The 26324-nt window shown below is 46.7% G+C and carries 28 protein-coding genes and 1 tRNA gene; 26 read left to right on the plus strand and 3 right to left on the minus strand.

Annotated elements, in window-relative coordinates; genetic code table 11:
- The first annotated feature begins 70 nt into the window (after positions 1–70).
- From H6780_03890 to H6780_04000, 23 genes are all read left to right on the plus strand, one after another.
- A complete protein-coding gene (locus H6780_03890) occupies positions 71–3508 on the plus strand; it encodes a hypothetical protein (protein ID USN88601.1) in 3438 nt (1145 codons plus the stop codon).
- A 97-nt stretch (positions 3509–3605) separates the two neighbouring features.
- Complete coding sequence (locus H6780_03895) at positions 3606–4181, plus strand: LemA family protein (protein USN88602.1); 576 nt, start codon at positions 3606–3608, stop codon at positions 4179–4181.
- 2 nt (positions 4182–4183) lie between these two features.
- Positions 4184–5914: a DUF2207 domain-containing protein gene (locus H6780_03900; GenBank protein ID USN88603.1), complete on the plus strand. Its 1731-nt coding sequence runs from the start codon at positions 4184–4186 to the stop codon at positions 5912–5914.
- A gap of 36 nt (positions 5915–5950) precedes the next feature.
- Positions 5951–6334, plus strand: a complete 384-nt coding sequence (locus tag H6780_03905; protein ID USN88604.1) for a nucleoside triphosphate pyrophosphohydrolase — start codon at positions 5951–5953, stop codon at positions 6332–6334.
- 29 nt (positions 6335–6363) lie between these two features.
- Entirely contained in the window at positions 6364–7260 is an 897-nt protein-coding gene (locus tag H6780_03910; protein ID USN88605.1) for a M48 family metalloprotease, read from the plus strand.
- A complete protein-coding gene (locus tag H6780_03915; protein USN88606.1) occupies positions 7260–8270 on the plus strand; it encodes a DUF3137 domain-containing protein in 1011 nt (336 codons plus the stop codon). Before H6780_03910 ends, H6780_03915 begins: the two co-directional genes overlap by 1 nt.
- Positions 8271–8300: 30 nt before the next feature.
- Positions 8301–8385, plus strand: a tRNA-Ser gene (locus tag H6780_03920).
- A gap of 4 nt (positions 8386–8389) precedes the next feature.
- Entirely contained in the window at positions 8390–8902 is a 513-nt protein-coding gene (locus H6780_03925) for a hypothetical protein (GenBank protein ID USN88607.1), read from the plus strand.
- Positions 8903–9060: 158 nt separating this feature from the next.
- Positions 9061–9657, plus strand: coding sequence for a hypothetical protein (locus H6780_03930; GenBank protein ID USN88608.1), 597 nt, complete (start codon positions 9061–9063; stop codon positions 9655–9657).
- A gap of 85 nt (positions 9658–9742) precedes the next feature.
- On the plus strand, positions 9743–10396 hold the full coding sequence (locus H6780_03935) for a hypothetical protein (GenBank protein USN88609.1): 654 nt from the start codon (positions 9743–9745) through the stop codon (positions 10394–10396).
- Between the two features lie 179 nt (positions 10397–10575).
- Positions 10576–12360: a translational GTPase TypA gene (typA, locus tag H6780_03940; protein ID USN88610.1), complete on the plus strand. Its 1785-nt coding sequence runs from the start codon at positions 10576–10578 to the stop codon at positions 12358–12360.
- Positions 12361–12435: 75 nt separating this feature from the next.
- Positions 12436–12816, plus strand: a complete 381-nt coding sequence (locus H6780_03945) for a hypothetical protein (protein USN88611.1) — start codon at positions 12436–12438, stop codon at positions 12814–12816.
- A 161-nt stretch (positions 12817–12977) separates the two neighbouring features.
- Positions 12978–13277, plus strand: a complete 300-nt coding sequence (locus H6780_03950; GenBank protein ID USN88612.1) for a hypothetical protein — start codon at positions 12978–12980, stop codon at positions 13275–13277.
- A 116-nt stretch (positions 13278–13393) separates the two neighbouring features.
- Entirely contained in the window at positions 13394–13780 is a 387-nt protein-coding gene (locus H6780_03955; protein ID USN88613.1) for a DUF1761 domain-containing protein, read from the plus strand.
- 79 nt (positions 13781–13859) lie between these two features.
- Positions 13860–14333 carry a hypothetical protein gene (locus H6780_03960; protein ID USN88614.1) on the plus strand — a complete coding sequence of 158 codons (474 nt, stop codon included), beginning with the start codon at positions 13860–13862 and terminating at the stop codon, positions 14331–14333.
- Positions 14334–14426: 93 nt separating this feature from the next.
- The gene (locus tag H6780_03965) at positions 14427–14879 is read left to right on the plus strand and encodes a hypothetical protein (protein ID USN88615.1); all 453 of its coding nucleotides are present in this window, start codon (positions 14427–14429) and stop codon (positions 14877–14879) included.
- A gap of 71 nt (positions 14880–14950) precedes the next feature.
- Positions 14951–15157: a hypothetical protein gene (locus H6780_03970; GenBank protein ID USN88616.1), complete on the plus strand. Its 207-nt coding sequence runs from the start codon at positions 14951–14953 to the stop codon at positions 15155–15157.
- 40 nt (positions 15158–15197) lie between these two features.
- On the plus strand, positions 15198–15464 hold the full coding sequence (locus H6780_03975) for a hypothetical protein (GenBank protein ID USN88617.1): 267 nt from the start codon (positions 15198–15200) through the stop codon (positions 15462–15464).
- Positions 15465–15558: 94 nt separating this feature from the next.
- Positions 15559–15840, plus strand: a complete 282-nt coding sequence (locus H6780_03980; GenBank protein ID USN88618.1) for a hypothetical protein — start codon at positions 15559–15561, stop codon at positions 15838–15840.
- Between the two features lie 246 nt (positions 15841–16086).
- Positions 16087–16680 carry a hypothetical protein gene (locus H6780_03985; protein ID USN88619.1) on the plus strand — a complete coding sequence of 198 codons (594 nt, stop codon included), beginning with the start codon at positions 16087–16089 and terminating at the stop codon, positions 16678–16680.
- 60 nt (positions 16681–16740) lie between these two features.
- A complete protein-coding gene (locus H6780_03990) occupies positions 16741–17721 on the plus strand; it encodes a DUF21 domain-containing protein (GenBank protein USN88620.1) in 981 nt (326 codons plus the stop codon).
- 51 nt (positions 17722–17772) lie between these two features.
- Positions 17773–18189, plus strand: coding sequence for a hypothetical protein (locus H6780_03995; protein ID USN88621.1), 417 nt, complete (start codon positions 17773–17775; stop codon positions 18187–18189).
- 149 nt (positions 18190–18338) lie between these two features.
- Positions 18339–18764: a hypothetical protein gene (locus H6780_04000; GenBank protein ID USN88622.1), complete on the plus strand. Its 426-nt coding sequence runs from the start codon at positions 18339–18341 to the stop codon at positions 18762–18764.
- Positions 18765–18809: 45 nt separating this feature from the next.
- On the opposite strand, the gene H6780_04005 is transcribed toward H6780_04000, so the two are convergent.
- The 3 genes from H6780_04005 to H6780_04015 all read right to left on the minus strand — a co-directional run bounded on the left by H6780_04005 (position 18810) and on the right by H6780_04015 (position 20515).
- Positions 18810–19514 carry an rRNA pseudouridine synthase gene (locus H6780_04005; protein USN89261.1) on the minus strand — a complete coding sequence of 235 codons (705 nt, stop codon included), beginning with the start codon at positions 19512–19514 and terminating at the stop codon, positions 18810–18812.
- An 88-nt stretch (positions 19515–19602) separates the two neighbouring features.
- Positions 19603–19905, minus strand: coding sequence for a hypothetical protein (locus tag H6780_04010; protein USN88623.1), 303 nt, complete (start codon positions 19903–19905; stop codon positions 19603–19605).
- Positions 19906–19990: 85 nt separating this feature from the next.
- On the minus strand, positions 19991–20515 hold the full coding sequence (locus tag H6780_04015) for a hypothetical protein (protein USN88624.1): 525 nt from the start codon (positions 20513–20515) through the stop codon (positions 19991–19993).
- Between the two features lie 26 nt (positions 20516–20541).
- Between H6780_04015 and H6780_04020 the strand changes: the two genes are divergently transcribed.
- The 3 genes from H6780_04020 to H6780_04030 all read left to right on the plus strand — a co-directional run bounded on the left by H6780_04020 (position 20542) and on the right by H6780_04030 (position 26255).
- Positions 20542–21126, plus strand: a complete 585-nt coding sequence (locus H6780_04020) for a sigma-70 family RNA polymerase sigma factor (GenBank protein USN88625.1) — start codon at positions 20542–20544, stop codon at positions 21124–21126.
- 13 nt (positions 21127–21139) lie between these two features.
- Complete coding sequence (locus tag H6780_04025) at positions 21140–22075, plus strand: hypothetical protein (protein ID USN88626.1); 936 nt, start codon at positions 21140–21142, stop codon at positions 22073–22075.
- Positions 22076–22262: 187 nt separating this feature from the next.
- Positions 22263–26255 carry a hypothetical protein gene (locus H6780_04030; GenBank protein ID USN88627.1) on the plus strand — a complete coding sequence of 1331 codons (3993 nt, stop codon included), beginning with the start codon at positions 22263–22265 and terminating at the stop codon, positions 26253–26255.
- Positions 26256–26324 lie beyond the last annotated feature (69 nt).

The raw sequence follows: 26324 nt of genomic DNA on the forward strand, positions 1-26324 counted from the left end.
GTGTACAAACGTCTCGCGTGTTTTCTTATCAGTTGGTACAATGTATGTACTTATCGATTAATATTTCGTTATGCACTTAGTTACAAGAGTCTTAAGTGGCGTGTTTTTTTCCTTGCTGGTTCTGCCAGCTTTAGTTTTGGCACAGGCACCTGGAATTACCCAGCTAAACACTAATGAACCTCCCAACGAGCTTGCGCTGCAACCGCCAGCATTCTTGGATGCCGTGCAGTCAGAAGATGATTGGAATGCTTTAACGCCTGAGCAGCAGGCTGAAGCAGCGGCGTTCTTTGCTTCTTTTGGACCAGGCTTAACTACTGCCAATACAGCTTCGCCGGACGGGACAGTGTCGTGTTTTGACTACTACACGTTCGGCAGTGTTAAGGTAAATGTGCAAGGTGTGCTAGCGTCAACGGTGTCGGGAGTACCCTTCACCTTCACCGGTACAATTGATAACGAGAACCCGTATCCAGTTGTTGATGGCGCGGTGTACATGAAGATTTTTCGTCAGCCAGGAGATGGCTCAACACCAGTAAATGGCTATGATGTGGTGTACCAAGGTTTTGTAGAAGAGGGGTTGTCCTTACCTGCTGGTGGTTCAATGCCAATCAATTTTAGTTGGAATATTCCTGCTGCACTACCGTCAGGGCAATATCAAGCTGCTTTTTTCTATACGTCTGCAAAGCGCTTCAACCTGCTCGGGTTACCCTTTACCGATGATGTTGTGGGCAACACCGTCTCGTTCGCTGTCACTGGTGAGCTTACGGATACGGTGACCTTTCAAAAAGATAGTGTGACCGTCGCTGACAATAACTACTTTTTTGCTGCCTTTACGCCAAAGGTAGATACGGTTGCGCCTGTAGAAGTTGCTGCTGTGCTAGTAAATACCACCGACAAAGAGCAGGTTGTGCCCATCACAATTACCACGTATGCCTGGGACCAACAGCGTGCTGAAAATGTTGTTGATACCACGACCACTTCAGTTACTTTGGCAGCGGGAGAGAGTTCGCCGTTGCGGCATGTTGTTACCGACACAAGAAATTCAGTCTATCTTGTGGTATTTGAGTCTTCATACCTGGATACGAAAAGCATTCTTAATGTTCGGTTCACGCGTAGTGACGTGCCAACCACACGCATTAATTTCCCGGCTGTCACGTCATACCCACTACGCGCAGGCGAGCAAGCAACTGTGTTCTCGTGTTTGCATGCAGCTGGCACTATGGAGATGGTCGCGGGAGGAAAGCTGGAGCTTACGCTCAAAGACGAAGCAGGGAATCCGTTCCATGCCTACACGTACGAAGGCGGTGTCACTGGAGCAATGATGGGTGTTGCTGAGGTTTTTACTCCAGAACGTGATTATTCAAAATTTACACTTTCGGCAGCACTTTACCGAGATAATCAGCTTGTTGACACGGTAGACATGGTTTATGACTGCACTGCGCTCCAAGAAACGTGTACGCAAGTTCCAGCGTCAGTTTCGCCTGGTGAGCAGGGGCAGGCCGCCGGCATTGTGGTGAAGCTTTTTGCCATGGCACTTATTTTTGCGGCGTTACTTGCTATTGCTTTTAAAATCTTTTTCAAAGAAGAAAAGTATATTACCGGCGAACACACACCTGATGATCTTGGAAACTCAAACGGCCCGTCACCGATGGGGCCGATGATACTTCTGCTCTTGGCTTTTGGCAGTTTTGTGTTTGGCGCGGGCCAGGCGGAAGCGAAAAGTGTCGTTTGGAACAGTGCGATGTTGCCCCCGCTGGCTTATTATTGGGCAAACATACACTCAGCGTGGCAGACTTCAGCAATGACCCCCGGTGCGGTAGGGTGTGTAAACCCAGGCCCAGGCGGCTGTGGGTTTCAACTAGCGTTAGATAACGCTCTGGCTTCTGTCACTTATAAAGCTGAGGTTTATGACTATACAACAGGAAATGTTTTGGCTGATGGAGCGGTGGTGCCGGTTGGAACAAAGCTTCAAATTCGAGAAATCCCTAAAATCAATACTGATATTTCATGGTTCGGAACTGGACATTCGAGTGATAGTCCCTACGGTCGCTGGGTCGCTGCTGCTGGTCCTTTGACGAGCATCGGCTGTTCTCCTGGTGACTATACAGGTACTGCCAGTTTAATTCTAGCCGAAGATCCAATTCATACATACAACATGTTGCATGTTGACCCCAAGACACCACTGCCGCTTCCTGTCAGTGCTAATTTGTCGTGCGATGCTGGCGGGGTGTGTGACGTAACTGCTCCAGGACCAATAAACCTTCGCATGTCATTTCCTGAAACTGTCGGTCGATTTTATCATCGGTACGTGGGAAAAATTTGGGGAAATTGGATTTGTGGTGGGAACAATGTACCTTTGAGAACTTTCACGGCAGAAGATTATTCGTTTACGTACATGGGTGTATATTATGCATTTTATGCGAATATTGTGCCAAGTGGTAGTGATTATTTTTTACAGATTCCCGAGCAAGCTATAGATTTTACCTTTAATGCTATTTCGGTTTCGGAGAACTCGGTACCTGAAATTCCTAGTATTTCTAACGCACTCCCCCAGACCCACATGGTGGGTGACGCTCAAACCTTCAGTGTTGTAGCAGATGATCCCGATGGTGATGTGTTGCGTTATGGAGTGGATTGGAATGAAGATGGTGTAGTTGATCAGTGGTTGCCTGGCATTGGGCATGTTTCGGGCGGAACTTCCGTAACAACAGCGCGAACGTGGGTAACGGCCGGCATAAAATCATTTCAGGTCTTAGCAGAGGATATTAATGGTGGGCGTTCGGAGTTTGCTTCTCACCAGATTGTAATTTGCAATACAGGTTACACCTGGGATGGTGCTACGTGCTTACCGCCAAAGCCAGACTTAGTACCATATGCTTCGATTAGTCCGTTAACCGTCTTTGACTCAGTTCTAGGTGTGTATCCTCAGGTGGTGATTGAGTATTCAATTGAAAATAATGGTGACGTTCAAGTTGATGAAGCCTCAGAGAATTATATTGGCCTTGATCGCAATAATGATGGTAGTTACGCTGCTGCAGATGAGCAGTATGATGCTACTGATTTTAGCCTGGCACCATTATCGGTTGGCTCTGTGTCTGCTCCAAAGACTGTCGTGGTTGGAACAAATGTTCCGCTCGGAACACACACTATTTTGATTGATGTTGATTACGATAACTCAATTGACGAGACTGATGAAACAAACAACCAACGAACGTTAACGCTCACTTCTCCGGCACCATCGCTGACGCTCGACGTTTCAGATGACTTTGTCCGCGCGGGGACCACCGCGGTGCTTACCTGGGCAACAAGCGCCACGTACCTTTCTAGCTGTACCATTAAGGGGCCGGGAGTGAATGTTGCTATCAATCCTTCAGTGTCTGGTTCGACCGGTACGGTACCGACTGGTGCAATCGCTGCCAAGTCAGAGTATGTATTTAGTTGTTCGGATACAGGAGGTGTATATTCAGTGTCTGCAGTAGTGGGGACAACAGGAACGGTGCAGGAAATATAAACAAAAGCCCGCGGCGAAGCCGCGGGCTTTTGTTTCTTGCGTGTCAGATTGTGGTACTATATAGAACACAGTTAATTATTTGTTTATTTGAGTAGTTATGGGAATTTCTATTGTAGTTATTGTTCTGCTGGCGCTGTACGTTGTGTTTGCATACAACAAGTTTGTAAAGCTCACGCAGCAAGCCAAAGAAGCTTGGGCAGATATTGATGTACAGCTTAAACGTCGTTACGACCTTATTCCAAATTTGATAGAGACTGTAAAGGGGTATGCTGGTCACGAGAGACAAACACTCGAACAGGTGACAGCGGCGAGAGCAGCTGCCACGCAGACACACGTTGATCCTTCGAATTTAACCGCGGACAGCATTGCTGCTATGGCCGGAGCAGAATCTGCCCTTACTGGCGCACTTGGCCGCTTGATGGCGATTGCAGAGAATTACCCGGACCTTAAAGCAAACACCAACTTTTTGGAATTGCAGCGCGAGCTTTCAGATACTGAAAACAAGATTCAGGCAGCACGTCGCTTCTACAATGGTAACGTCCGTGATTTGAATATTGCCCTCAAATCATTTCCTTCAAATGTAGTTGCTTCAATGTTCAGTTTCAAGGAGGAGCCGTACTTTGAACTTGAGGAAAATAGTGTTGAACGAGAAGCGGTTAAGGTGCAGTTCTAATCATGTTTGCTCGCTCCGTCTCAGGTTTGCGTAGCGCGTTGACAGTAGCAATATTGAGCGCCAGCCTTTGGCTGGCGCTCTTTGCTTTCGTTTCTGCCACTGAAACCATCACTTTGTTTACTTCTGATATTGAAATTCAGGCAGATGGAGACCTTTTAGTGACCGAAACAATTACGTATGATTTTGGCAACTCGCTGCGTCACGGAATATATCGTAATTTGAGTGAACGTCATTTTGAGATGCCAACGAAGTGGTATAAGGAACGATATACTTCATACGCAGTAATTTCAGTTACACGAGACGGAAGTCCTGAACCGTATACCACAGCCGAAAAGGATGGTCTTTCAATCAAAATTGGCAGTGCGACGACTCAAATTCAGGGTGTACACACGTATGAGATTGTCTATCGAGTACAAGGCGCACTTTCAAATTCGACAGACGGGCCAGAGTTGTATTGGAATGTAACCGGCGACGAATGGCAAGTAACAATGCAGAAGGTTTTAGCCAATATCACTGTTGCTTCAGGGGTGGCTTTGGGCACCAAACAATACTGCTATGCTGGCAGCTCCGGGACACGGACACAATGTAGCCACAATGCGCTGCAAGACGGCGTGGCAATTTTCCAACAAGAAAGTATTTCGCCAGGACAACAGCTTACTGTTGCGCAAACAGTGTCGTTGTTGCAACCTTTAGTGCCACTAGAACGGCTTAAGCTGGGTTTTATTCTTATTCCATTTGGTGTTATTGCGTTACTCTATACAGCCTTTGCGAGCTATCGGTGGCGCACTAGGTACAAAGGAAACACAACGGTTGTTGCACAATATGAACCATACGAAAATTTCAAACCCATGTTTACTGGTGTGCTTATTGACGGTAGGCTTGATGCGAGTGATATTTCCGCAGGAATTATTTATTTAGCGCAGCAGGGTTTTTTGAAGATCAGACAACAAGAGCACAAGATTTTATTCTTTACGGCCAAGGACTACGAGATTGAGCTTTTACGACCAAAATCTGAAGTTGAGCTTGCCTCGCAGGGAGAATTACTTCACTTGTTGTTTTTAGATGCAAATCAAGTGGGGAGTATTGTCTCTCTTTCTGAGCTTAAAAAAGACATGTCTAGACGCAGGTCAAATAGTAAAGTAATTAGCGAGCTTAAAAAATCAGTCGTGAAGGACATGGTCGATAATGGTTTTTTGGAGCAACGATTTCCTCGAGTGGCAGTTGTTATCAGTGTTTTCTTGGTTTTCATTTTCGTGCAGATTTCTGCACCGCTCCTTGCATCTCTGGGTACAAACACGATGGTCGTATTCACTATCGTGATTACACTCTCTGTCGTGTTGATCTACTTTACGGTTACGGCAGAACGGCGTACTGCACATGGCTATGAAGCATTGCATTATCTCAAGGGCTTTAGAGAGTTTCTTTCGGTGACAGAGGCTGAGCGGTATAAGTTTCACAATGCTCCAAGGAAATCACCTGAACAATTTATGGAGTTTCTTCCGTATGCAATTGCGTTTAAGGTAGAAAAGGAATGGGCAAAAATTTTTGATGATCTCACGATTCCAAATCCCGACTGGTACGAAGGTAATGCCACTGTTTTTTCCGCCTCAGCTTTTACTGAAGGTCTAGGTTCGTTTTCAACAACTTTTGTGCAATCGTCTGGTTCTTCTGGCTCGTCTGGCAGTGGTTCTGCCGGTGGAGGTGGCGGAGGTGGAGGTGGGGGTTCATGGTAGTTTATTTTACGGCGTGTATAGTATTATAATTAGACTATGTCAGAGATAAATCGTATCTACTACAACAAGCTTGTGCGAGATAATATTCCAGCAAAAATCGAGGCAAAGCATCAGACGTGCGAGATACGGAAAATTACCGATGTACAGGAGCTTCAGCAGGAACTTTTCAAAAAAATTAAGGAGGAAGCTGCTTCTTTGGCGATGTGTCGTACAAAGGAAGAATTTCTTGAAGAGTACAGCGACTTAATGGTCGTGCTCGATACGCTTATTCGACAACTTGAGGTAAGTAAAGAGGAGCTGATTGAACATCGGCGGAATAATCTGCTCAAGAAGGGTGGCTACAAGCAAGGACATTTCCTTGTGTGGTCCGACGATGTGGGATATCGTTCAAACGAAAGTGTGCAAGGAATCCCGCTCTAGCTCGTAGTAATGAATTGTAATTACTGTAAATGGCAACCCTATATACCGAACAATCGAGAAATGTGACGAAGACGTTTATGTTAATGGGCGTTTTCTTAGTGATGATTATCGGCATTTGCTACTTTATTTCTAGCTACGTAGGTAACCCGGTTATTCTGTACGTTGGTGCTATCTTTGCAATTTGTACGAGTGTGGGGAGCTATTGGTTTTCTGACAAGATTGTCTTGCGCATGACCAACGCTCATCCCGTCGCCCATGCTGAGGCTCCAGAGCTCTATAATATTGTCGAAAACCTTGCTATCACTGCAGGATTGCCTATGCCGAAAGTGTACATAGTCGATGATCCTGCGCCCAATGCTTTTGCGACGGGGCGTGACCCAGAGCATGCAGTAGTGGCGGCAACGACTGGTCTATTGCGTATTCTGGACCGTACGGAGCTTGAGGGTGTCATGGCTCACGAGCTGTCTCATGTCGGGAACCGCGACATGCTTGTTATGACGGTGGCGGTGGTTTTGGCTGGGTTTGTGGCAATTATTGCTGACATGTTTTCACGCGCGCTCTGGTTTGGTGGTGACAACGACCGTAATCGTTCTCCCATTTTTTTGATTATTGGAATTATTGGAATTATTTTAGCGCCAATTGCAGCAAAGCTTATTCAGTTAGCAATTTCTCGTAAGCGTGAATACCTGGCTGATGCTTCTGGTGCACTACTGACCAGATACCCAGAAGGATTAGCTTCTGCTTTAGAAAAAATTAATACTGCAGGCATACCCATGCGCAATGCGTCCACTGCAACGGCTCACTTATTTATCTCAGATCCATTTACTGGTAACAAGAAGGGAATTGGTCAAAAGATTGCCGGATTATTTCAGACGCATCCACCAGCTGAAGATCGCATTGCTCGGTTGCGTAACATGGGTTCATAATGATGTTAATAAAAAACAACATTCCCGATGTTGCAACACTACATAACCGACTAGAGTCTGTTCTGGAGAGTGGCTTGACCGAGTTTTTGGAGCACACTAAAGATCGCCGATCTAAGGTGTATGCAAATGTTAAGTTTGTACTCGTTTCAGTTTTTTTCTTCGTGGCTATTTGGGTATTTATTTCAGTTTTTCTACTCTCAATTGGGACTGGCATGACATTTCAAATAGCGGTTGCGCTGTCAATTATTTGGGCGGCGATTCTTTTAGTTAGCAGTCGGTCGTGGCTCCGAAACACTCGCCTGCTTGCTCGTGAGGTAAATATGGCCCTGACGCCGACGTTTTCGGCGGTGTTTGATCGATTGTTTTTGTATACCCACAATGGGGAGAAGGCGAAACGAGTAAAGCAGCTGCTGACCGAATCGTCACTACTGACCACGGAAGGACTGTGGGTGACAGCCGATGATTCTTTTGAAGTGTTTTCTGGAGAGCAGAAGACTGAGTTTCATGAAGTATTGGTAAGTATGCGTGAACCGAAAGGCGGTACTGGTCGCGATGCTGTAGAGACAGAAATCTTTAGAGGTATGTTGATGGTTACAAAGCTTGGAATACAGCATCAAGCCGAGACGTACATTTCTACCGATGGTGACCGGCATGGTTTTGCACATCAAAGTTTTTGGACAGTGGTGCTGGGTATGAGCAAGGTGAAAACCACAGAGTTGGAATGGAATGATTTTGAGCAAGTGCTGCATGTGGCGAGTACAGATGGTCGAGCTGCTCGAGAGTTTTTAAGTCCTGAGGTTATGCAGGATGTCTATGAGTGGTGGCAAGAGCATAAGCTTAATATGCGGATAGCAATTAAGCACGATCGGCTGTATTTGCTTTTGCCAGAGGCGAAAACACGTATCGAGGCTAGTACTGCGTCAGCAAAGCTGTCAGAGATTGTAAAGTACGCCAAGACACTCGCCAGGCCGATTTGGCGCGGGTTAGTGTTGGCTGACGATGTAGCATGATCATGAGGTTGGTGTAGAATGTGCTTGCCTGGAAGAGTGGCCGAGTGGTTTAAGGCGCACGCCTGGAACGCGTGTTGAGCGCAAGCTCTCGCAGGTTCAAATCCTGTCTCTTCCGCCGTATGATTAAACGAGAAGACAAACTGAGTATTTTATTTACTTTTTTAATCGGCTTTATTGCGGGTGGATATTTTTATATTTCTAATGTGGCTGGATTGGCAACAAAACTTGAAACACCCGATGTGGAGAAAGCTTCTAAGTTTGTAATTGTGGCCGATGTGTACGGCGGCTGTCGCAACACCTGCCCATCATTTCAAGTGCAAAATGATGGTTCGTATCGATACCTTTATACACCAGCTGCTGGTGCAGAGAAGATCATTAGACAAGGGGTTTTATCTCACGAGCTGATGGTACGACTGCGAACAGCGCTCACAAAAGAAGCTCTGCTGAAAGAGTCTGTAGAGATTGAGCCAGCAATTTGTAGCTCGTATACAGATGGGATTGATATTCTTTATGAAATTACTCTTGATGGTGAGGTGTTTTCGCTCGATTCGTGTGGGACAGATATCAATAGTGATGGGCAACTGTGGCAAGCATTGGCAGCCGTTTGGGATTTTTACGAACGAGGGAAATAAAACGAGAAGTGCTGCGTACATCTTCAAATCGGCCGAATTCCATTTTGGAATTCGGCCGATTTGAAACCTTAGCGGACCCTTTGGCGTAGTAATAGAGGCAAGGGAAGTCGCATCCTTGCAGTTTGAAACACTGATAATTTGAAATTTAGAAAATAACTATGCAGTCAAAATCCTTACTTATTGCTATTGCAGCGTTTGCGGTTGCAACTACTGGTATCTATGGATACACAAGTCCGAAGGTGTATGCGCGGGCGGGACTTACCGAAGAACAGGTTGAGGCGCTAGAAGAGGCGCAAGAGTTGCGTCAGGCAGGAGATTACACAAAAGCTCGCAATCGATTAGCAAAAGCCGGCATTACCGCTGAAGACTTACAAGCTTTGTACCAAGCCGCACACAGCGCAAAGGCAGCCATTTTTGCATCACTTGAAGCAGGTGACTATGAAGCGTTTAAAGCAGCCATTGCCGATTCGCCATTAGCTGACATTGTCACATCAGAGGCAGATTTTGTACAATTCAAAGAAGCTCACGAGCTAAAGTTGGCGGAAGCACCAAAAAACACTGCTTCTTTAAGTGACGCTCCTGTGTCTGACCTAAGAGAAGATGCAGTGCGTTTACGTCATTCGCTCATTACGGAGTTTACAGCCGATCAACAGGCTGCGCTTCAGGTTGCGCGTCAGTCAAATGATCGAGCAACTATCCAAGCCATTTTTGATGAGGCAGGAATTGAGGATCACCGCCACGATAAGTGGCGGTGATACAGAGATACTTCACAACGATAATTCATACGTTACGCAAACAGGCGCCCTGACGGCGCCTGTTGTGTTTGGTATGATAGGTCATATGAAAATAATGATTGGTGCAGTTTTGGTGTGGCTTGTTTTGAGTGGCACATCTTTTGCATTTGATGTCGCCACGACAGAGGTGGCGAAGCCTTATGATGTGGTTAAGATTACACCAAACGAATATAGTCAGGTTGTTCACATGGGCACGTTGGACAGTTTTCCAATCATGTATGAATTTACTCTTGAAGAGTCGACTGAGCTTTCGTTTCAGCTTCGAACGCTTGCAAATATACTTCCAGGCGGAGCGTTTTCACTGATGATTGTTCGTGAGAATGATGACGGAAGTGGCGTGACTGAAGTTGCACGACAAATTGCCGGGAATAATAACTGGCAAGCGCATAAAGATCGTGTATACGGGCTAACGTTTCTTGATGGTGAGGTGTTGACGCTTGCGTATGAGCCAGGAACCTATCGAGTGGAGGTGAGTACGCCGGTCAATGAAGGGAAGTATTTGTTGGTGGTGGGCGATACATCTGATCATTTGGGCTATTTTGCTACTTTGAATCGAGCCCATGCCATTCAGTCTCATTTTGGCTATTCATTTGTTCGTCTACTTACTTCTTCGTACCTGTACTATCCATTTGGCATTATCATGCTCTTGATTATTTTTGAACGCACGTGGAAGTTTAGAAACAAAATTAGTCGTGCTTAAAGCAATTCTTATAATCATAGCTGGACTCGTGTTATTTTATTTTGCGAACCTGGCTTTTCTTGGTGAGATGTAGACAAAACGCTATAAAGTAAGTATGCTAGCGATGTTCGTGGGCGGCGGCCCGAAGGGCCGCCGCCTTTCTCATTTAGTAGTCCACGACGTTGTTAGTATTTATTTTTATGTCACAAGAAATTCGTAATATTGCGATTATCGCCCACGTAGACCATGGCAAGACCACCTTGACCGACGGTCTCATGGAATTTGCCGGAAACCGAGAAGAGGGAGCTTCTATGGATAGTAATGCGCTTGAAAAGGAGCGTGGTATTACCATTTATGCCAAAAACACCTCGGTAACCTACAAGGACACCAAAATCAACATCGTGGACACGCCAGGTCACGCCGACTTCGGTTCTGAAGTGGAGCGTGTACTTCGCTCAATCGACTCAGTGCTGCTCGTCGTGGACGCACAGGAAGGCCCAATGCCGCAGACTCGTTTTGTGCTCAAGAAGTCACTTGAGCTTGGTCTTAAGCCGATTGTGGTTCTTAATAAAATCGATAAGCCAGCAGCCGATCCTGATCGTGCTGAAGAGCAGGTATTGGAGCTTTTCCTTGAGCTTGGCGCTTCAGACGAGCAGTCAAACTTCCCCGTGGTGTACGCGATTGGTCGCGATAAGGTAGCGAAGCGCAAGATGGAAGATGATCTCACTGATCTTTCACCACTCCTTGATACTATTCTCGAACACGTTCCAGCAGCGAAGGTATATGAGGAGGGACAGAATCTACGTGCGCAGGTGTTCAATCTCGGTTACGACAACTTCCTTGGTCGTCTCGCAGTAGCGCGTATCTACGAAGGCAAAATTGCGAAGAACCAGCCAGTAATCATCAAGCACAAGGGTGAAGAAACCAAGAAGGGTAAGGTGGTAAAGCTCTCTGGCTACAACGGTGTGCAGCAGGTAGAAGTGACTGAGGCTTTTGCCGGCGACATCGTGCTGATTGCTGGTCTTGAAGATATTAATATCGGCGATACCGTAACTGACTCAGAAACCGCTGAAGCACTACCGGCAATTAACGTAGACGAGCCAACGGTAGCAATGCAGTTCTTGGTAAACTCATCACCATTTGCTGGTCGAGAAGGAAAGTACGTGACCTCACGCCAGATTGGTGAGCGTCTCATGAAGGAAATGGAAATCAACGTTGGTCTCCAGGTGGAATCGGCTGGTGGTGACGCGTACGATGTGCGCGGTCGTGGTGAAATGCACATCGCGATTCTCCTAGAAAACATGCGCCGCGAGGGCTACGAAATGTCTGTCTCACAGCCGCAGGTAATTATCAAGGAAGTGGACGGAGTGAAAATGGAACCGTATGAAGAGGTGACGGTTGATGTGCCGAGTGAATTCCAGGGTGCTGTAATTGAACGTCTCGGCAACCGCGGCTTTATCATGCAGAACATGATTATGCACGAAAACCAGGTGCGTCTTCTCTTTGAAGGTCCAACACGCGGTCTTCTCGGCTACAAAAATCAGTTTATTATCGATACTAAGGGCGAGGGAATTATCGCGTCACGTTTCATCGAATTCCGTCCATATTACGGCGAAATCAAGAAGCGTCAGGTTGGTTCTATGATTTCTATGGCAACTGGCAAAGCGCTCGCGTTTGCGCTCTTTGGTCTCCAGGATCGTGGTGAGCTCTACATCGGTGCCGGAGCGGAAGTATACGAAGGGATGGTGATTGGAAATACCTCAAAGGGTGAAGAAATGACGGTAAACCCAACGAAGGGTAAGCAGCTCACCAACATGCGTGCGTCAGGTAGCGATGACGCGGTAACACTCACACCACACCGCGCCCTTTCAATCGAGCTCGGTCTTGAAATCATGCAGGAAGACGAATATCTCGAAGTCTGTCCAGTTTCAGTTCGCTTGCGCAAGCAGGGACTGAAGGAATCTGACCGAAAGCGAAGTAAATAAGCAAAAACCACCCGCTTGGGTGGTTTTTGCTTGGGCGAGTATTATACTTACGATATATCAAATAAGCTTTTGGATATGGAAGAACTACTTGCAAATATTACGTGGACGCCGGTGATGGTATCGTTTGTGCTGGCGTATGGTCTGGGGTGGTTGTGGTATTCACCAAAGATGTTTTATGAAAAGTGGCGTAGCGGCAAAGGCGGCGAGGTGGTGCAGCATCCAATGTGGATGCCAATGACTGCTCAGGCGGGAAGTACACTGCTGCTTGCAATTATCACCAACCTCGCCGCCAATGACGGACACGTTGGTCACGCCATCTTGGTAGCCATTACAATCGCAGGATTTATCAAAGCTAATGGTTTTTACGCAGGCAAGACACGATTTGCGATTGGGGTTGAGGTTGGATATATCATTGCGGTGATTTTTGTGATGGTGGCGGTCAATCTGGTATTGTAGGGATTGCTGATTTGCTTCGTCCTTTTGCGACATGCCTCCATCGTTTTCAAGTATCTTAATGCCGTACTCGGTACGGTTTAATTATTGACAAGGGATAGGCTTCGTCGTACAGTGTTTACCGTTCTTTTGTAAGGAGGTGTGAGATGACTGTGCCGAGCGACATGTTTGAAAATACGCTCAGGTTTATTGCTGTCAACAATCTTCTGTTGTGGCATTTCGGACGCCGGGCCGATTCTCGTATTGGTAGCGCTGCTGAAGCTGGCTGTGGCTGGATGTATATTCCGGCTACGCAAGAAGAAGAGCACCGGATGCTCACCGTGCTTGACCAGTTGCGCAGAGAGATTTTGCGCTGTGATGTCCAGCTGGTTGCCTGTCTGTTTGGCAGATCTGATATCTGCCCCAGTTTTGGCCCTGTGTTGCGGGTGCAAGTTACTTGGGGGCAGATTTTGGCACAAGCCTGAGTTTTAACCATGCAGACGATACAAAAGGCGCAGTATGCGCCTTTTTTTATATCTCCCATTTTCTCGACAGAAGAGTATACTAGATAGAGTTGTTTACTCGTTTAAGCCTAGCTTGTATGGATCCGATTCTTTTTCACGTGGATTGGGCCGCAGTGGTGGTGGGTGCAATCCTGGCCTATTTTATTGGCTGGCTGTGGTACAGCAGACATCTTTTCGGTGCTGACTGGGCGGTGGGAGTCGGGCTCGATACCGACTCCGCTTCTGCTTCGTATGGCGATGCTATGGTGGCGCAAGCCTTTGGCACTTTCTTGCTCTCCTGGGTGGTGGGTGTAGCAGACGCCATCGACAATTACATGCTGGCGATTTTGGTCGCCTTTGCGGTGGCTGCACTAATGAAAGCACGTGGTTTTTTTATGAAAAACTCACGCTACGCGATTGCTGTTGATAGTGGATACGTTCTTATTGTCGTGTTTGTGATGGTATTGATTCAAGTTTTACTATAGGTCTTTTCTAGGGAGTGGTTGACTTCTGATTTCTACTTGGGTAATACTTGCGTAAGGTTGTTCTTTTCGGAGGTGCGTCATGTCTCATGCGTTTGTTGTTACCGAATGTACTCGCGTACTCATTCGGAATGTTATATGGGGCATTGTTGACCACATTCTTAATCTCAAGTCGTTTGAGCGTAGAGTGTCGGTGACGATTTCTTTCCAATATCCAGCGAATAGTTTTGACTCTCAGAACTACTTCAGGCACACCGAAACACTGCATGCAGGCCCGGTGCTTGAGGATCAGGTTTTAGAGAGCCTTCTCGGTGCAGCTATAAAGTGTGTAAATCCCTACGCTAATCCGCATTTTCACTGCAGTACTGTGCGTGGAATGACGGTGGCAGGTTTGTCTGAGCCTGATGTGCCACAGAATGCTCGTCGCGTGATGATTATTTCGGTATGGGCGCCAGGTGATACATCAAGTGTGCTTGCTCGTGACATCGCATTCCATGCGCCTGAAATGTGGGATGATGTGTTGCGGCTTTTGTATCGAGACGCTGGACTTTCATGACGTAAAGGTCGCCCGAAAGGCGACCTTTCAATTTGAAAGCCTTTGCCTTAAAGACAGGTAGTTTTAGTTGTTATACAACATAAGGAGTGTCTTATGTCATCGCAAAGAAGCCGCTCGCTTATTCCTGGCCAGTATGAAAAGGAAGCGGCAGTTAGGCAAAAGATTCAAACGATATTTGCTGAACGCGGTTATTTCGGTCCAGCAAGTGTACTGTTGTGCATGTCATTTCCAACTGCAACGGGTGTGCCACTTCAGTATGATCAGTTCTTTAGTATACATCGAGGATTGGAGCGAGAGATTGTTGAGCGCTACTTGGCTGCTATGTCGGTCGCGTTGGCTGAGCATAAAAATCAAGGAGGATTAGTGCTAGGTAAGAATTTTTCGCTCGTTGGTCTACGTCGTGTATGCTTTGAGAATAAGGCGCCGGTACAAGTACACCTTGTCATGTGGCTGCCGGACATCGATGCTGATCTTCAGGAAATCATTGCCGTGGAAGTCTCGAAGAATTTTGGAGCGTTTCTACAAATTGTGTTTCCTGGATTGTAATGCAACCACGCGAACAATTAATCGTTCGCGTGGTTTTCTGATGAACACTGCTTGGTGCTACACTGGTGAGTATGGATTCGAAAACACAAGAACAAATTAATGAAATTGAACGAAAAGTGGCAGCAATATATGTTTCCGTTGAAAAGACTCGTAAATACATGCTCATAACAGCGTGGGTAACCTTGGCAGTTATTGTCTTGCCCTTGGTCGGACTTTTGTTTGCTGTTCCAGCACTCATTAAAACGGTCACAGAGGCAAGTTCCTTAATGCAGTTTTGATGTGGTACTCTAATGAGGGATAACCGCAAAGGAGATTGTCATGGATATGCCAGTTTCGACGCTGCGTATGCAGCATGTCAACCCGTTCAAGCTTACTGGGCAAAGCTTGTGTGTCATCAGTTCATTTTCGACGCTGCCGGAAGAATCGGTCATCGAGGGCTTATGGCGAAAGTGTTGCCCGAAGTTCGGTCACCTTTTTCCACTCACGGTCTTTGAACATGCGGGTACACGCTGCCTGGTGGTGGTTCCATCTGGTACTCGAAAGCGTGAACGACACAACTTTCTCGAGGCGCTTCAAGATGCGTAAACCTCCAAAGGCTGCCAAAAGGCAGCCTTTTTAATATGTGCAGCGTGTGCTATTCTCGTGGCAGTTTTGTTTCTTTTGTTGATGAGGACGTGTCATGTCTGTATGTAATTGGCGGTATGAATACGTAGTGTCGCAAGTGACTGATGTGAGCTTTGAATATTTGTTTGCAGTAGTTGGTGTGCCGATTGAGTATCGTCTGGAGCACCCTGCATACGACCGAATTAGAAATATTTTTTCAATTTGCGTCGATGTACCTGCGTGGCAAGTGCAAGTTTCGTCTCGGCCGATTGGCGGGGTATACACACTTGTGTGTAACATTGCCAAAACAGGTTTTCGAAGAAGAATTTCAGGATGTGTTGAAGTTCATGCACCGTGATGCTCGCTGTGCGAAGGTGCGGTCGCTCGCGAAGGTTCGACGTCAAGTTGAGCTGGGCTGAGCATCTTTACAAACAAAAAGCATGTGCTACACTATGACTAGTGACGTCTGAGCTCTTTTCCGCGCCTCTGGTGCGTAGCTCCGGCAGGGTCACTGACCTCCAACGCCCGTCGCAATTGCGACGGGCTTTTTTTATTTGCACGGCATTCATTTTTTATTGAACCACCAGTGATACAATGAACCAGTATGCAATTTTTTGGATTGATTTCATTACTCCTTAGTTTGGTAGTAGTTGGATGGTGGTTTGTGAGTGCGGTTCCGGCTCATGCGCCGGAGGAGAGCGCCTTCTCTGAAGCTTCATCGCAAACTAGAGTAGATCCGGCAATTAAGGCACACATAGCAGCTAAGGCTGATCTTATTCAGCTTGCGGTGCCAGTGGTGAATGATGTTATTGCTCGTCCACTCGTTGTAAGTGGGGAGGCGCGCGGGTACTGGTTTTTTGAAGCGAGTTTCCCGGTGGTGCTGACAGACTGGGACGGTAAAATTATTGCAGAGTCATATGCGACGGCGGCTGGGGATTGGATGACTGAGGATTTTGTGCCGTTCACTGCTACAGTAGATTTTACAAGCCCCTATCACGCCGGTGATCCGGACTTTATGCGCCGCGGTACACTTATACTCAAGCGTGACAATCCATCTGGCTTGCCCGAACATGACGATGCGTTAGAAATTCCTGTTTTATTTGAGAACAGCTCAGTAACAGAGCCGGTTGGGCAGCGCGATACGTATAGTGAAGCAATTGATGTAGCTGAGGAAGCTGCTGAACTCATGAGTAGATAATTCATTGCTTTTTTTGTTAGGTTGTGGTGAAATGGTACCCACAACGATTTATTTATATAAATGGAATACTTAATATCCACGGTCTTAGTGCTTTTATCAGGGCTCTTCTCGGGCTTAACACTAGGACTTCTTTCGCTCGATACGCAATCACTTCGTCGTCGTGCCAAACATGGCGATAAAGACGCTGCTATCATTTATCCAATTCGAGAAAAAGGTAATTTGCTGCTGGCAACGCTGCTTTTAGGTAACGTAGCGGTAAACACTACACTTTCTATCTTTCTTGGCACAATTGCTTCAGGTGTAGTGGCTGGTTTTATCGCGACGGGGCTTATTGTGGTATTTGGTGAAATTATTCCACAGGCGGTTATTTCTCGCTATGCGCTATGGTTTGGTGCTAAGACAATTTGGTTTACTAAAATTGCCATCGTCTTAGCGTGGCCAGTAGCGTACCCAATTGCGAAGGCACTCGACTACTTTCTTGGCTCTGAGCTTCCAGTCGTGTATTCACGTAGTGAGTTGATGGATATTATTTCTGAACATGAAGATTCAGAGCATAGTACGATCGATGAGGACGAAGAGCGCATTATGCACGGTGCACTGCAGTTCTCCCATCTGTCTGTCCGTGAAGTGATGACGCCATCTGAGCGGGTAGTATCTTTTGATGAAAACCAACGTCTCAACGACGAATTCTTTGAGGAGGTGTATGAGCACGGGTATTCACGTTTGCCGGTTTATAGTGGAGACAAAGAGAATATTGTCGGTGTCATGTATGTAAAAGACTTGATTGTTGAGGATGAGAATATTTCAATTAAGGAAACAGAGGGTGCGTTTGATGCAAAGTTTTTGACGGTGCGGGCGGGGGATAAGCTGGACGTTGTTCTGGGGCGTATGCTGAAGCAACATCAGCATCTTGCCGTTGTGCGCAATCAAGCCAAGCGTTTTGTTGGAGTCATTGCGCTAGAAGACATTATTGAAGAGATTATCCAACAGGAAATTGTTGACGAAGATGATGAGGATCCGGTGGACAGAGATATTGACTAACTCGTTATAAATCAGTATTATTTTTACAGGATTTCTGTTGTTTATAATTTTTTGGAGGACTACGTAATGCCAGACGGTGACAGGTCGGTTGTGTGTCATGACCAGGACGAGATGGCGCTCAGGCAAGGCTCCAATGGTCGTGTCGTCTTCATTCGAGACCCCGAAGGATGTTGCGAAGAAGTACTGCTTCGTCCTCAAGATCGCTTAAGGTTAACTAATCTGCCGAAGCGTTTTCGGCAGAGGTACAAGACAGCTGCGTGTGTTGAGTGCTTGTACGTAGTGGCTGAGGGTCAAGCTGGTATTTTTATCCCGTCCGTGCCAGGTGCGGGACATAATGTGGCAGTGTTACTTGCTAAGCTGGTTATGTATGAAGGAGTACAAATCAAACTGGTAGGAATTGCACCGTTTCACTTGCCAAGAAGTGCTTTCGACTGTGCTGTGCCAGGATGCTGGCTTGACCAAACGTAAACCAATAACCCGGGTTCTGCCCCGGGTTTTGCTTTATGCACGGTAGGCAAGGTTGACATACTAGGCATTTAAAATGTATAGTCACAGGCGGACTTTGGTCCGTTCTTTCTTTTTTTTCAATAACACATTTGCTTCATTGGAGGTCGTAAATGTCACAAGAAAATGGTTTGGTACATGTCAGGCTTTGTCCCGATCTGCGGACGGATGGGCCGGCCAGAAAACCGCCGCTGTTTTTGCTCTGCAATCAGGACGGGAAACCGTTCTATGATGAAGAGACCGGTAACTGCCAGGAAGTGATGATCAAAGGCAATGCTCGTCTGCAAGCGGTCTCGCTTAACGACAGCGTTTCCAGTCGCTATGCCTGGCTTCTGAAAGCGGAAAAGTGCCGGTTGACCCACGTGATCAATGGCCATGGGAACTGGGTGCTCATCAGCTCGGAAGCTGGTCGTCGTGAGTTTCGCACGGGCCTTCTGGCTGGCTCTGTCTTCGCGGTTTCTGCTTCAGCCTGGGAGGAACAGCGGCCGCTTCGGCCTGAGTTCGTGGCTTCCATGATGGACGACATGGCTGCAGCGTAAGCTGTCTGACCTGTTTCAAAAAACCGGGGTTCTACCCCGGTTTTTTTATGTACCTTTCAAGCCAAGGTCCCTTAGCATAACATGGAGTTCTTCGGCCTGGATTTTTCGATATTGATTTGGTTTTAGCTTGCCAAGTTCTATGTTCATGATGCGAACGCGCTTAAGCGACTGAACCTGATACCCGAGCGCAGCGCACATACGGCGAATTTGGTGCTTCTTGCCTTCAGTAATAGTAAGACGAAAGCGCTTGTCGTTGCGTGGATTAGCTTCGACTATTGCTGGCTTGGTGCGATAGCCTTCAATGTCCACGCCAGCAGCCATTGCTCTTAAAAACATGCCAGAAACAGCTTTGTCCACAGTGACATCGTATTCTTTTTCGTGACCAGATTCAGGATTAAGTAGCGGACCAGTAATTCGACCATCGTTTGAAAGTAGAATTAATCCTTCAGAGTCCTTATCGAGGCGTCCGATTGGCGCGACGTGTGTAATGCCGTAGTCGTGTGCAAGACGTGAAGCGATGTCTATTTCGCTATCGGCAGGAGAGTGTGTGATGATGCCGCGACCTTTGTAGTAGGCGAGGTACGTTTTAGGCTTGGTTTTTCCGATTATTTCTACTTGATCATGCTCAAGAACCTGCTGGCCCATTTCGGCAAGCTTTCCGTTGATCTTGACTTGTTTTTTGGTTACAAGTTCGTCAGCCTCTCTTCGAGAAGCTACGCCAGTGTGTGCAAGGTATTTATTAATTCGCATTGGGAATTCCATAGGTCGTGATTATGTCATAAAAAATTGTATCTGGCAAACAAAACGGTCGACCATGAAATGGTCGACCTTGGACTGTTCACGAGAGCAGAACCCCGTGAGTCAGAAAAAGTACGGTGATGTGATTTGACACGGGCGTGTCGCTTGAAAGCCACTTGTAGAACGCCGCGTTGTTGAGCAGGTCATTGATGGTCGAGCGGGACAGTGGTTGATTCAGCGACCACGCAACCATTTGACACTTTTCTTTAAAAACAGCGTAAAAACGCTGCTTTCGGATAAGCTCGGCGCCAATCGGTGTTTTCCGCAGGAAGGACTCGTGCAGAAAGTATTCAAGCGGCATGTTCAGAACATCAGTGCTTTGCGTTTGTGCGGTGGTGTACATGTGAACCACCCGTAAAATTCCGTGTATTTTATACTTTGATTTAATCGATCAGTCAATAGCTCGCACTGTGTGTAGGGCACCTTGTTTAAAAGGTGATGGCTGGAGTGTGATAGTACTGCAGCTCAGATGGATTAAGATGCGCATCAATAGTCAGTTCATCAGTTTTCATAACAAAGGGCAATTGGGTTACTAGTACTGACAAATCGTCATTCGTTGCTGCTGTGTCGGTGAGTGTAGTGAGGACGTAGAGCGTAAATGTTGCGCTGCTACCAGCAGGCACGTGGTAGGTGTTGTTAATTATTGTAACGTTTGTATCTTTGGTTAAAACCAGACCATTGGTAATACTGTTGTCTATCGGTTTGTTATCTGAAAGTAGTTGATAGGTAAGTATAAGCGCATCAGCATCGGCACTGTCTCGGAGGGCACCAATCGGCATGTATACGTCTCGTTTTTCAAGGCCGAATCGATAGGTGATGGTAAAAAGGGCGGTGGTGTCCGTGAGTTTGTAGGCTTGTTGGTCGGTGGTAAAGTAGGCCTCTGAGCTTTGTGGTGTCCAAAGGGCATAAAAGGCAAATAAGAGCGCGGCAAGTTTCAATTTGTGTGTATTCATGTCACTATTCTAACTGTACGAACGATATGGAACAACTACCCAAGCTACCTCCAAGTGATGAGGAATTGGTCAGGAAAACTCTTGACGATAAGCGCTTTTTTGCTGTCTTGGTCGATCGATACGAAGCAAAGTTGCGTCGGTACATCACGCGACTTGGTGTCCGCGATCCCGAAGATCAGCTGGATGTCTTGCAGGAAATTTTTTTGAAGACGTATCGCAATCTCAATGGTTTTGATACGTCACTACAGTTTTCTTCATGGATTTACCGTATCGCGCACAATGAAGCTGTGAGTTGGTATCGAAAGAAAAACGTTCGTCCTGAAGGTCATTTAATTGCAGATAGTGAAGAACTGATTTCATTCTTAAGTGCAAAAGAAGATACGCAGGAGGTGGTCTTCGATAAACATATCAATGCACAAGTGGTCAATGACGCGTTGATGAAAATCGACGAAAAATATCGTGAGGTAATCATTCTCCGTTTTTTTGAACACAAAGAATACGAAGAAATATCAGATATTTTAAAAATCCCCGTTGGATCAGTGGGTACGCTGCTGCATCGGGGGAAGAAGCAGCTGGCACATGCATTAAACCGTGATGCGGTACGTATATAAGCAGTAAGTGAGTATGGAAACAAACGAAACACAAAAAGGACATCTACTCAAAGAAGCGCTCTTTGCGAGGATTGAGAGTGAAAAAGTCTGTCCGCGACCAAAGTACATTTTTTGGGGGAAAGAGTGTTCTTTTTGGGTGTTGTGGGGACTTGCCGTTCTTGTGGGCGCTTTGGCGTTTGCTGTCACAATGCTGGTGACCTTACATGGTCAGTATGCACTCTATGAAGCCACGCACGAAAACTTTTTCACCTTTATGGTGGATGTTTTGCCATATTTGTGGATATTTATTTTAGGCTTAGTTACGATTGGCGCCGTGTACAATGTCCGGCACACCAAGCGGGGGTATCGGTATCCTGTGTGGATGATTGTTGCGAGCAGCGTTGTGCTTAGTTTTGCTGGTGGTTCGGCATTACATTACTTTGGTCTTGGGTATCGTCTTGATGAAGTGATGGGGCAGCATTTGGCCATGTATATGTCGCAAGAAAAAATGGAGCGTGAGCTGTGGCAGGTTCCAGAGCAAGGCCGTCTGGTTGGAAGGTTGGTGTATACCACTGTTGCGCCAACCACCACTGTAGTATTTGAAGATAGTTTGGGGCAGCGGTGGCGAGTTGAAATGGCTGATTTAACCTCAGCTGATATGGAGCTTTTAGCAAGTAAACAGACCGTACGATTGCTTGGTATGGTTGAAAACGAGACAGCGTACGTATTTCATGCGTGTGGCGCTTTCCCGTGGATGCTGAGCCCAGAAACTACAGTTGCTGACATGAGTAAGGAGCGAGAAAATTTTGTGCAACAGATTGTACGACATCGTGTCGTTCAAGAGCGGTTTGCAGAAGAGGTGCGTGAGGCGGTTGTTGATGAAGCAGGGGAGCGCACGACACCAACGGCAGTGGTAAAGCGCCGGAATAGTTGCGCTGATCTTGACGTGGTAAAGCGCATGCCTGAATAGCTCTTGGTTGAGTAGATTCTGTCCCGCGCAAGAAGTCAGACGGGATACTATTGCCAAATTTGTTTTTTTGTGTTCTTCTTGATTTGTCTGAAATAAAGGAGTATCATTTGTGTAAGACAGCGTTTTGATGTCAGTACCGAAGTTCGGTATATTTGTTGGTAAGTTTAATAATGTAATGTACAAAATCATGAACACTCTTACTTTTTCCCGGAGTGGCCTGGTTGCTCGCTTCTATGCAGCAGTAACGATGGTTTCTTTAGTATTGTCCGCTTTTCCCGCGGCTTTTTTTGTGGCCGAGGCTGAAACAACAGGTATTATTCTTGATAAAACCACTGCTTCAGTGGCGGTGGATGAAAAGTTAAATTTTAAGGTTTCTACAGTTAAGTCTGGCGAACCAACAGCCGGCACGGTAGTTTCTGTGTCTGACGGTAGTCAAGGAGGTTTGTTTTTCAACGGAAATGCTACAAATGGTCAGTGCAATGAAGATACTGCAGACTCAGATAATGCATTTTCGATTCAGAGCAACAAGGGTATTTGTTACAGTAACGCCACGCCCGGTGTGTACACAGTTACCGTCACACTGCTTGATTCACAAAGTCAAATAATTGGTGATGCGAAAACATTGGAAGTGACTGTTTCTGAACAGTCGCTATCAGGTGATGAAAAGAAGGTGGTCATTTGCAAGGCTACTGATAGTGATTCCAACCCATTTAATATAAGTGAAATCAACACTGCCTCAATTCTAAATGGAGGACATGGAGAAAGTGGCATTAATCATAATGACATTATTCCTATTTTTGACGGTTACGCTGGGCAAAATCTCGATACTCTATATGACGGCATGACTGGCGCGGAGGTGCTGGCAAATGATTGTGTGATTGCTCCAGTCAATCCTGGTCCGCAAGCGCCGCTGGTCTGTGCCTACGTTGGTGAAGTAATTTCATATACTGACCCGGCGTACCGAATCAACAACGTAGAAGTGTCTGCTTTGCGTCGCGGTGTGGCTGGAATTGAAGCTGGTGTGTCTGCCAATGCCAACTTCTTTGGTAAAGAATCAACCTACCAAGAACCAGACTTTTTCTCACTTGGCATGAACGGTGAGGTTGTCTATAAATTTACTGATAAAGTCGCGTATGATCAGGCCGGTGCTGATATCGCGATTTGGGAGACCACTGGTGGTCCTTCTGGCGAAACCAACGAAAGCGTTGAGGTGCTTGTGTCACAAGATGGTGTGACGTATGAGTCACTTGGAGTGATTGTTGGTTCTGCTGCGCTAGATATTGCACCCGCCGGCCTTGATTTTGTGCAGTACGTAAAGGTGATCGACCAAGGAAACAGTAACGATGACGGTTACGACGTAGATGCCATCACAATTATCGATGATTCTTGTGGGGATGTTCCACCACCACCGCAAATGTGTACACTGAAACTTAAGAGTGACACATCAAATACAGTGATTGAGAAACTTGGTGCAAATGCAGTGCTTACCTTTGTGCACAATAGCTGGGTTCAAAGCTTAATCGACGCTGACTGGATTTGGGGTGATGCGCTCGTGGTGAATCCGCTCGTAGACGAAACACAAACCTTCGTCAATCAGTTTGGCTGGGGCTTGCCGTCTGTTACTCACGCAACACTCACCATCGCGGCTGACAACTCATTTTCAGCTGATTTAAACGGGTCAACAGCAGCTGAAGACCTTGGTCAGTACAACTACACAACCTTAAAAACGTACGACGTCACAGGTCTAGTGCAGCCAGGCAATAACGAGCTTGCGGTGGCTGTTAAGAATTTTGCGCTGCAAGGATCAACTCCGCAAAGTAACCCTGCCGGCTTGTACTACGAGCTTGAAATTACTGGAGAGGGAGAAGATTGTGACGTGCCATATGTGCCTCCAGTGGTAGACGATCAGAAGCCGCAGGTGAGGATCATGTATCCAGAACACGGTGCGGTCTTTTTCCCGGGTACAATCATCGCCACTGGTACAGCGACTGATACCGACTCGGGTATCGTTGAAGTGAAGTACACCATCACTAAGATTGATGCGATTGGTGGTACGTATGTAGCAAATGTGGCGTCTGGTATCGCGAGCGGAACCGACGCATGGGAATTCCCGGCTTTCAATCTCCAACCAGGCTTCTATCGACTTAAGGTGCAGGCGTTTGACGCTGAAGGTAACTGGAAGTACGACTATCACGATATTCAGGTTATTGAAGAGCCGCGGTATGAAAACTACTGTGGTGATGGTGAGATGAACCAAGAGTGGGAGCAGTGTGATGGTGACGATGTAGCTGGAGGTGAGACTTGTACCGCCTACTGTACGCTCGCAAACCAGTGTTCAGATCTTCGTTTGGTTAAAATTACCCTCGATCCACAGGCGCCCGCTTCAGAATCATTTGATGGTGATATCTACCTCGGATCAACTGGTAACGTGATTCCAAGCAGTGCGTGGTTCAACTTTGACGAAGTAGGAGATGCTCCGCTAAATGTCACCGCGCTTGGTGTCGACGGATTAGCTGTGGAGCGTACTGCGACAGCTCTCCGCCTGGCGGTTGTCGGTGATAATGCTAAAAATCATTTCGATTACGCGTTTGGACGTATTGAAACCCTTGGTATTGCGCTTGGCACACTAAATCGCAACACAATAACCGGCTGGGCACTTGAAAACAGCGGTGACTACAAAGACGTCTTTATGAAAGATGGCGACGCTGCGCTCGACTTTAAGTTCTGGCTTACTACTGGTAACGACGCGGCGGCAGTCGAGGTGCTTGATGGTGAACCGTTTGATTGTATTGAGTGTGATGCTGAAGTAGAGGCGCGCGTGATCATTCGCGATGAGGATGGTGCCGAGATTGCTAATGGTGGTCTTGGCAACCTAAAGCCACAGGTAATTCTTGGTGATGGTACAATCGTGCCGTTTGGAGAGTGGTTTAAGCTTTCAGAAGCGCCGAATCCAGGTGACTCTGCTGTCTGGCATGATGATGCTGATACGGTCACTAATTTCCCTAATCCGGCCGACCTCGAAGGACTTTTTGTGAGTCGTGAGGGTAATGGTCAGGTGAAGGTAGCGTTGTATGGGTATCACAACCCAGGCGGTGACGTACACTACGAATCTCTCCGTGCCACGATTGAATTTAACGACGCAAAGGTTGCTTCGGTCGCACAGATTCCAGGTAACTTCGTACTAGAAAACCATTCTGAAACAGATCAGGTACAGTCAAATGATAATTTTGATTCATTTGCCGTCGTTGGCGATAATTCAGCGGTTGATTTCGACTTCTGGGTAGACACTAAGGCTGATGGTATTACCATCACGCTCGACGACGATTCGGTGGCGACTTGTGACGAAGATACTGAACCAGAAAATCCAAAGACAGATCCGGATACCTGGTTTATCTCTGGACATAAGTTTGAAGTTGGTGATGATTATTACGCTCCGGTGCTCGGCTGGACAATCGAACTTCGCGATGGGCTGGGAGTGTTCATTGCTACCACAACAACCGACAGTAATGGCCAATACTCCTTTGAGGTAGAAGCCGGTGACTATCAGGTGTATGAAGTGATGCAGGCAGACTGGGTACAGGATCAGGTAACGTATGATGGGTATCCGGTAGACACGGACACAGATTACGCTTATTGTGCGGTTCAGGTGCCTGATAATGAGTCTGATTACGTCTGTGATTTCTACAACGTGTATGACCCTGAAGATACTGTCAATCCATCAACGGTCACACCGCCTCAGACTACTCGCTCATCAAGCGGTGGTTCCGGCACCAAGATTAAGCGGCCAACCCCGCAAGTGCTTGGTGAATCGACCACTAGTTTCTGTCCGTTTATTGTCGATTACATGCAGATTGGCTGGGAGAACGACTCGTGGGAGGTGACTAAGTTGCAGTTGTTCCTCAATCTATTCAAAGGAATCTTCGGTGGCACCGATAATCCAGTGACGGGCACCTTCGATGCAACAACTGATGCCAACGTTAAAGCCTTCCAGGAGCACTTCCGTAGCGAAATTCTTGACCCGTGGTACAAACAAGGCATCGTGCCGCACGATCGTCCGACTGGTTTTGTATACAAGACTACTCGGTGGAAGATTAATGATATCGTGTGTCCAGGCTGGGAGGCGTATCCGAGCTTTGACGGAGAGAATCTCTCTTCGAATGTAGATATCACGAGAAATTAACGTAGAGGTCTATAGTAGCAGCAAAAAATCCCTGTACAGGGATTTTTTGCTGCTACGTTCATAAAAGCT

This window comes from Candidatus Nomurabacteria bacterium, from assembly GCA_023898565.1.
Lineage (GTDB): Bacteria > Patescibacteriota > Minisyncoccia > Phycocordibacterales > UBA918 > OLB19.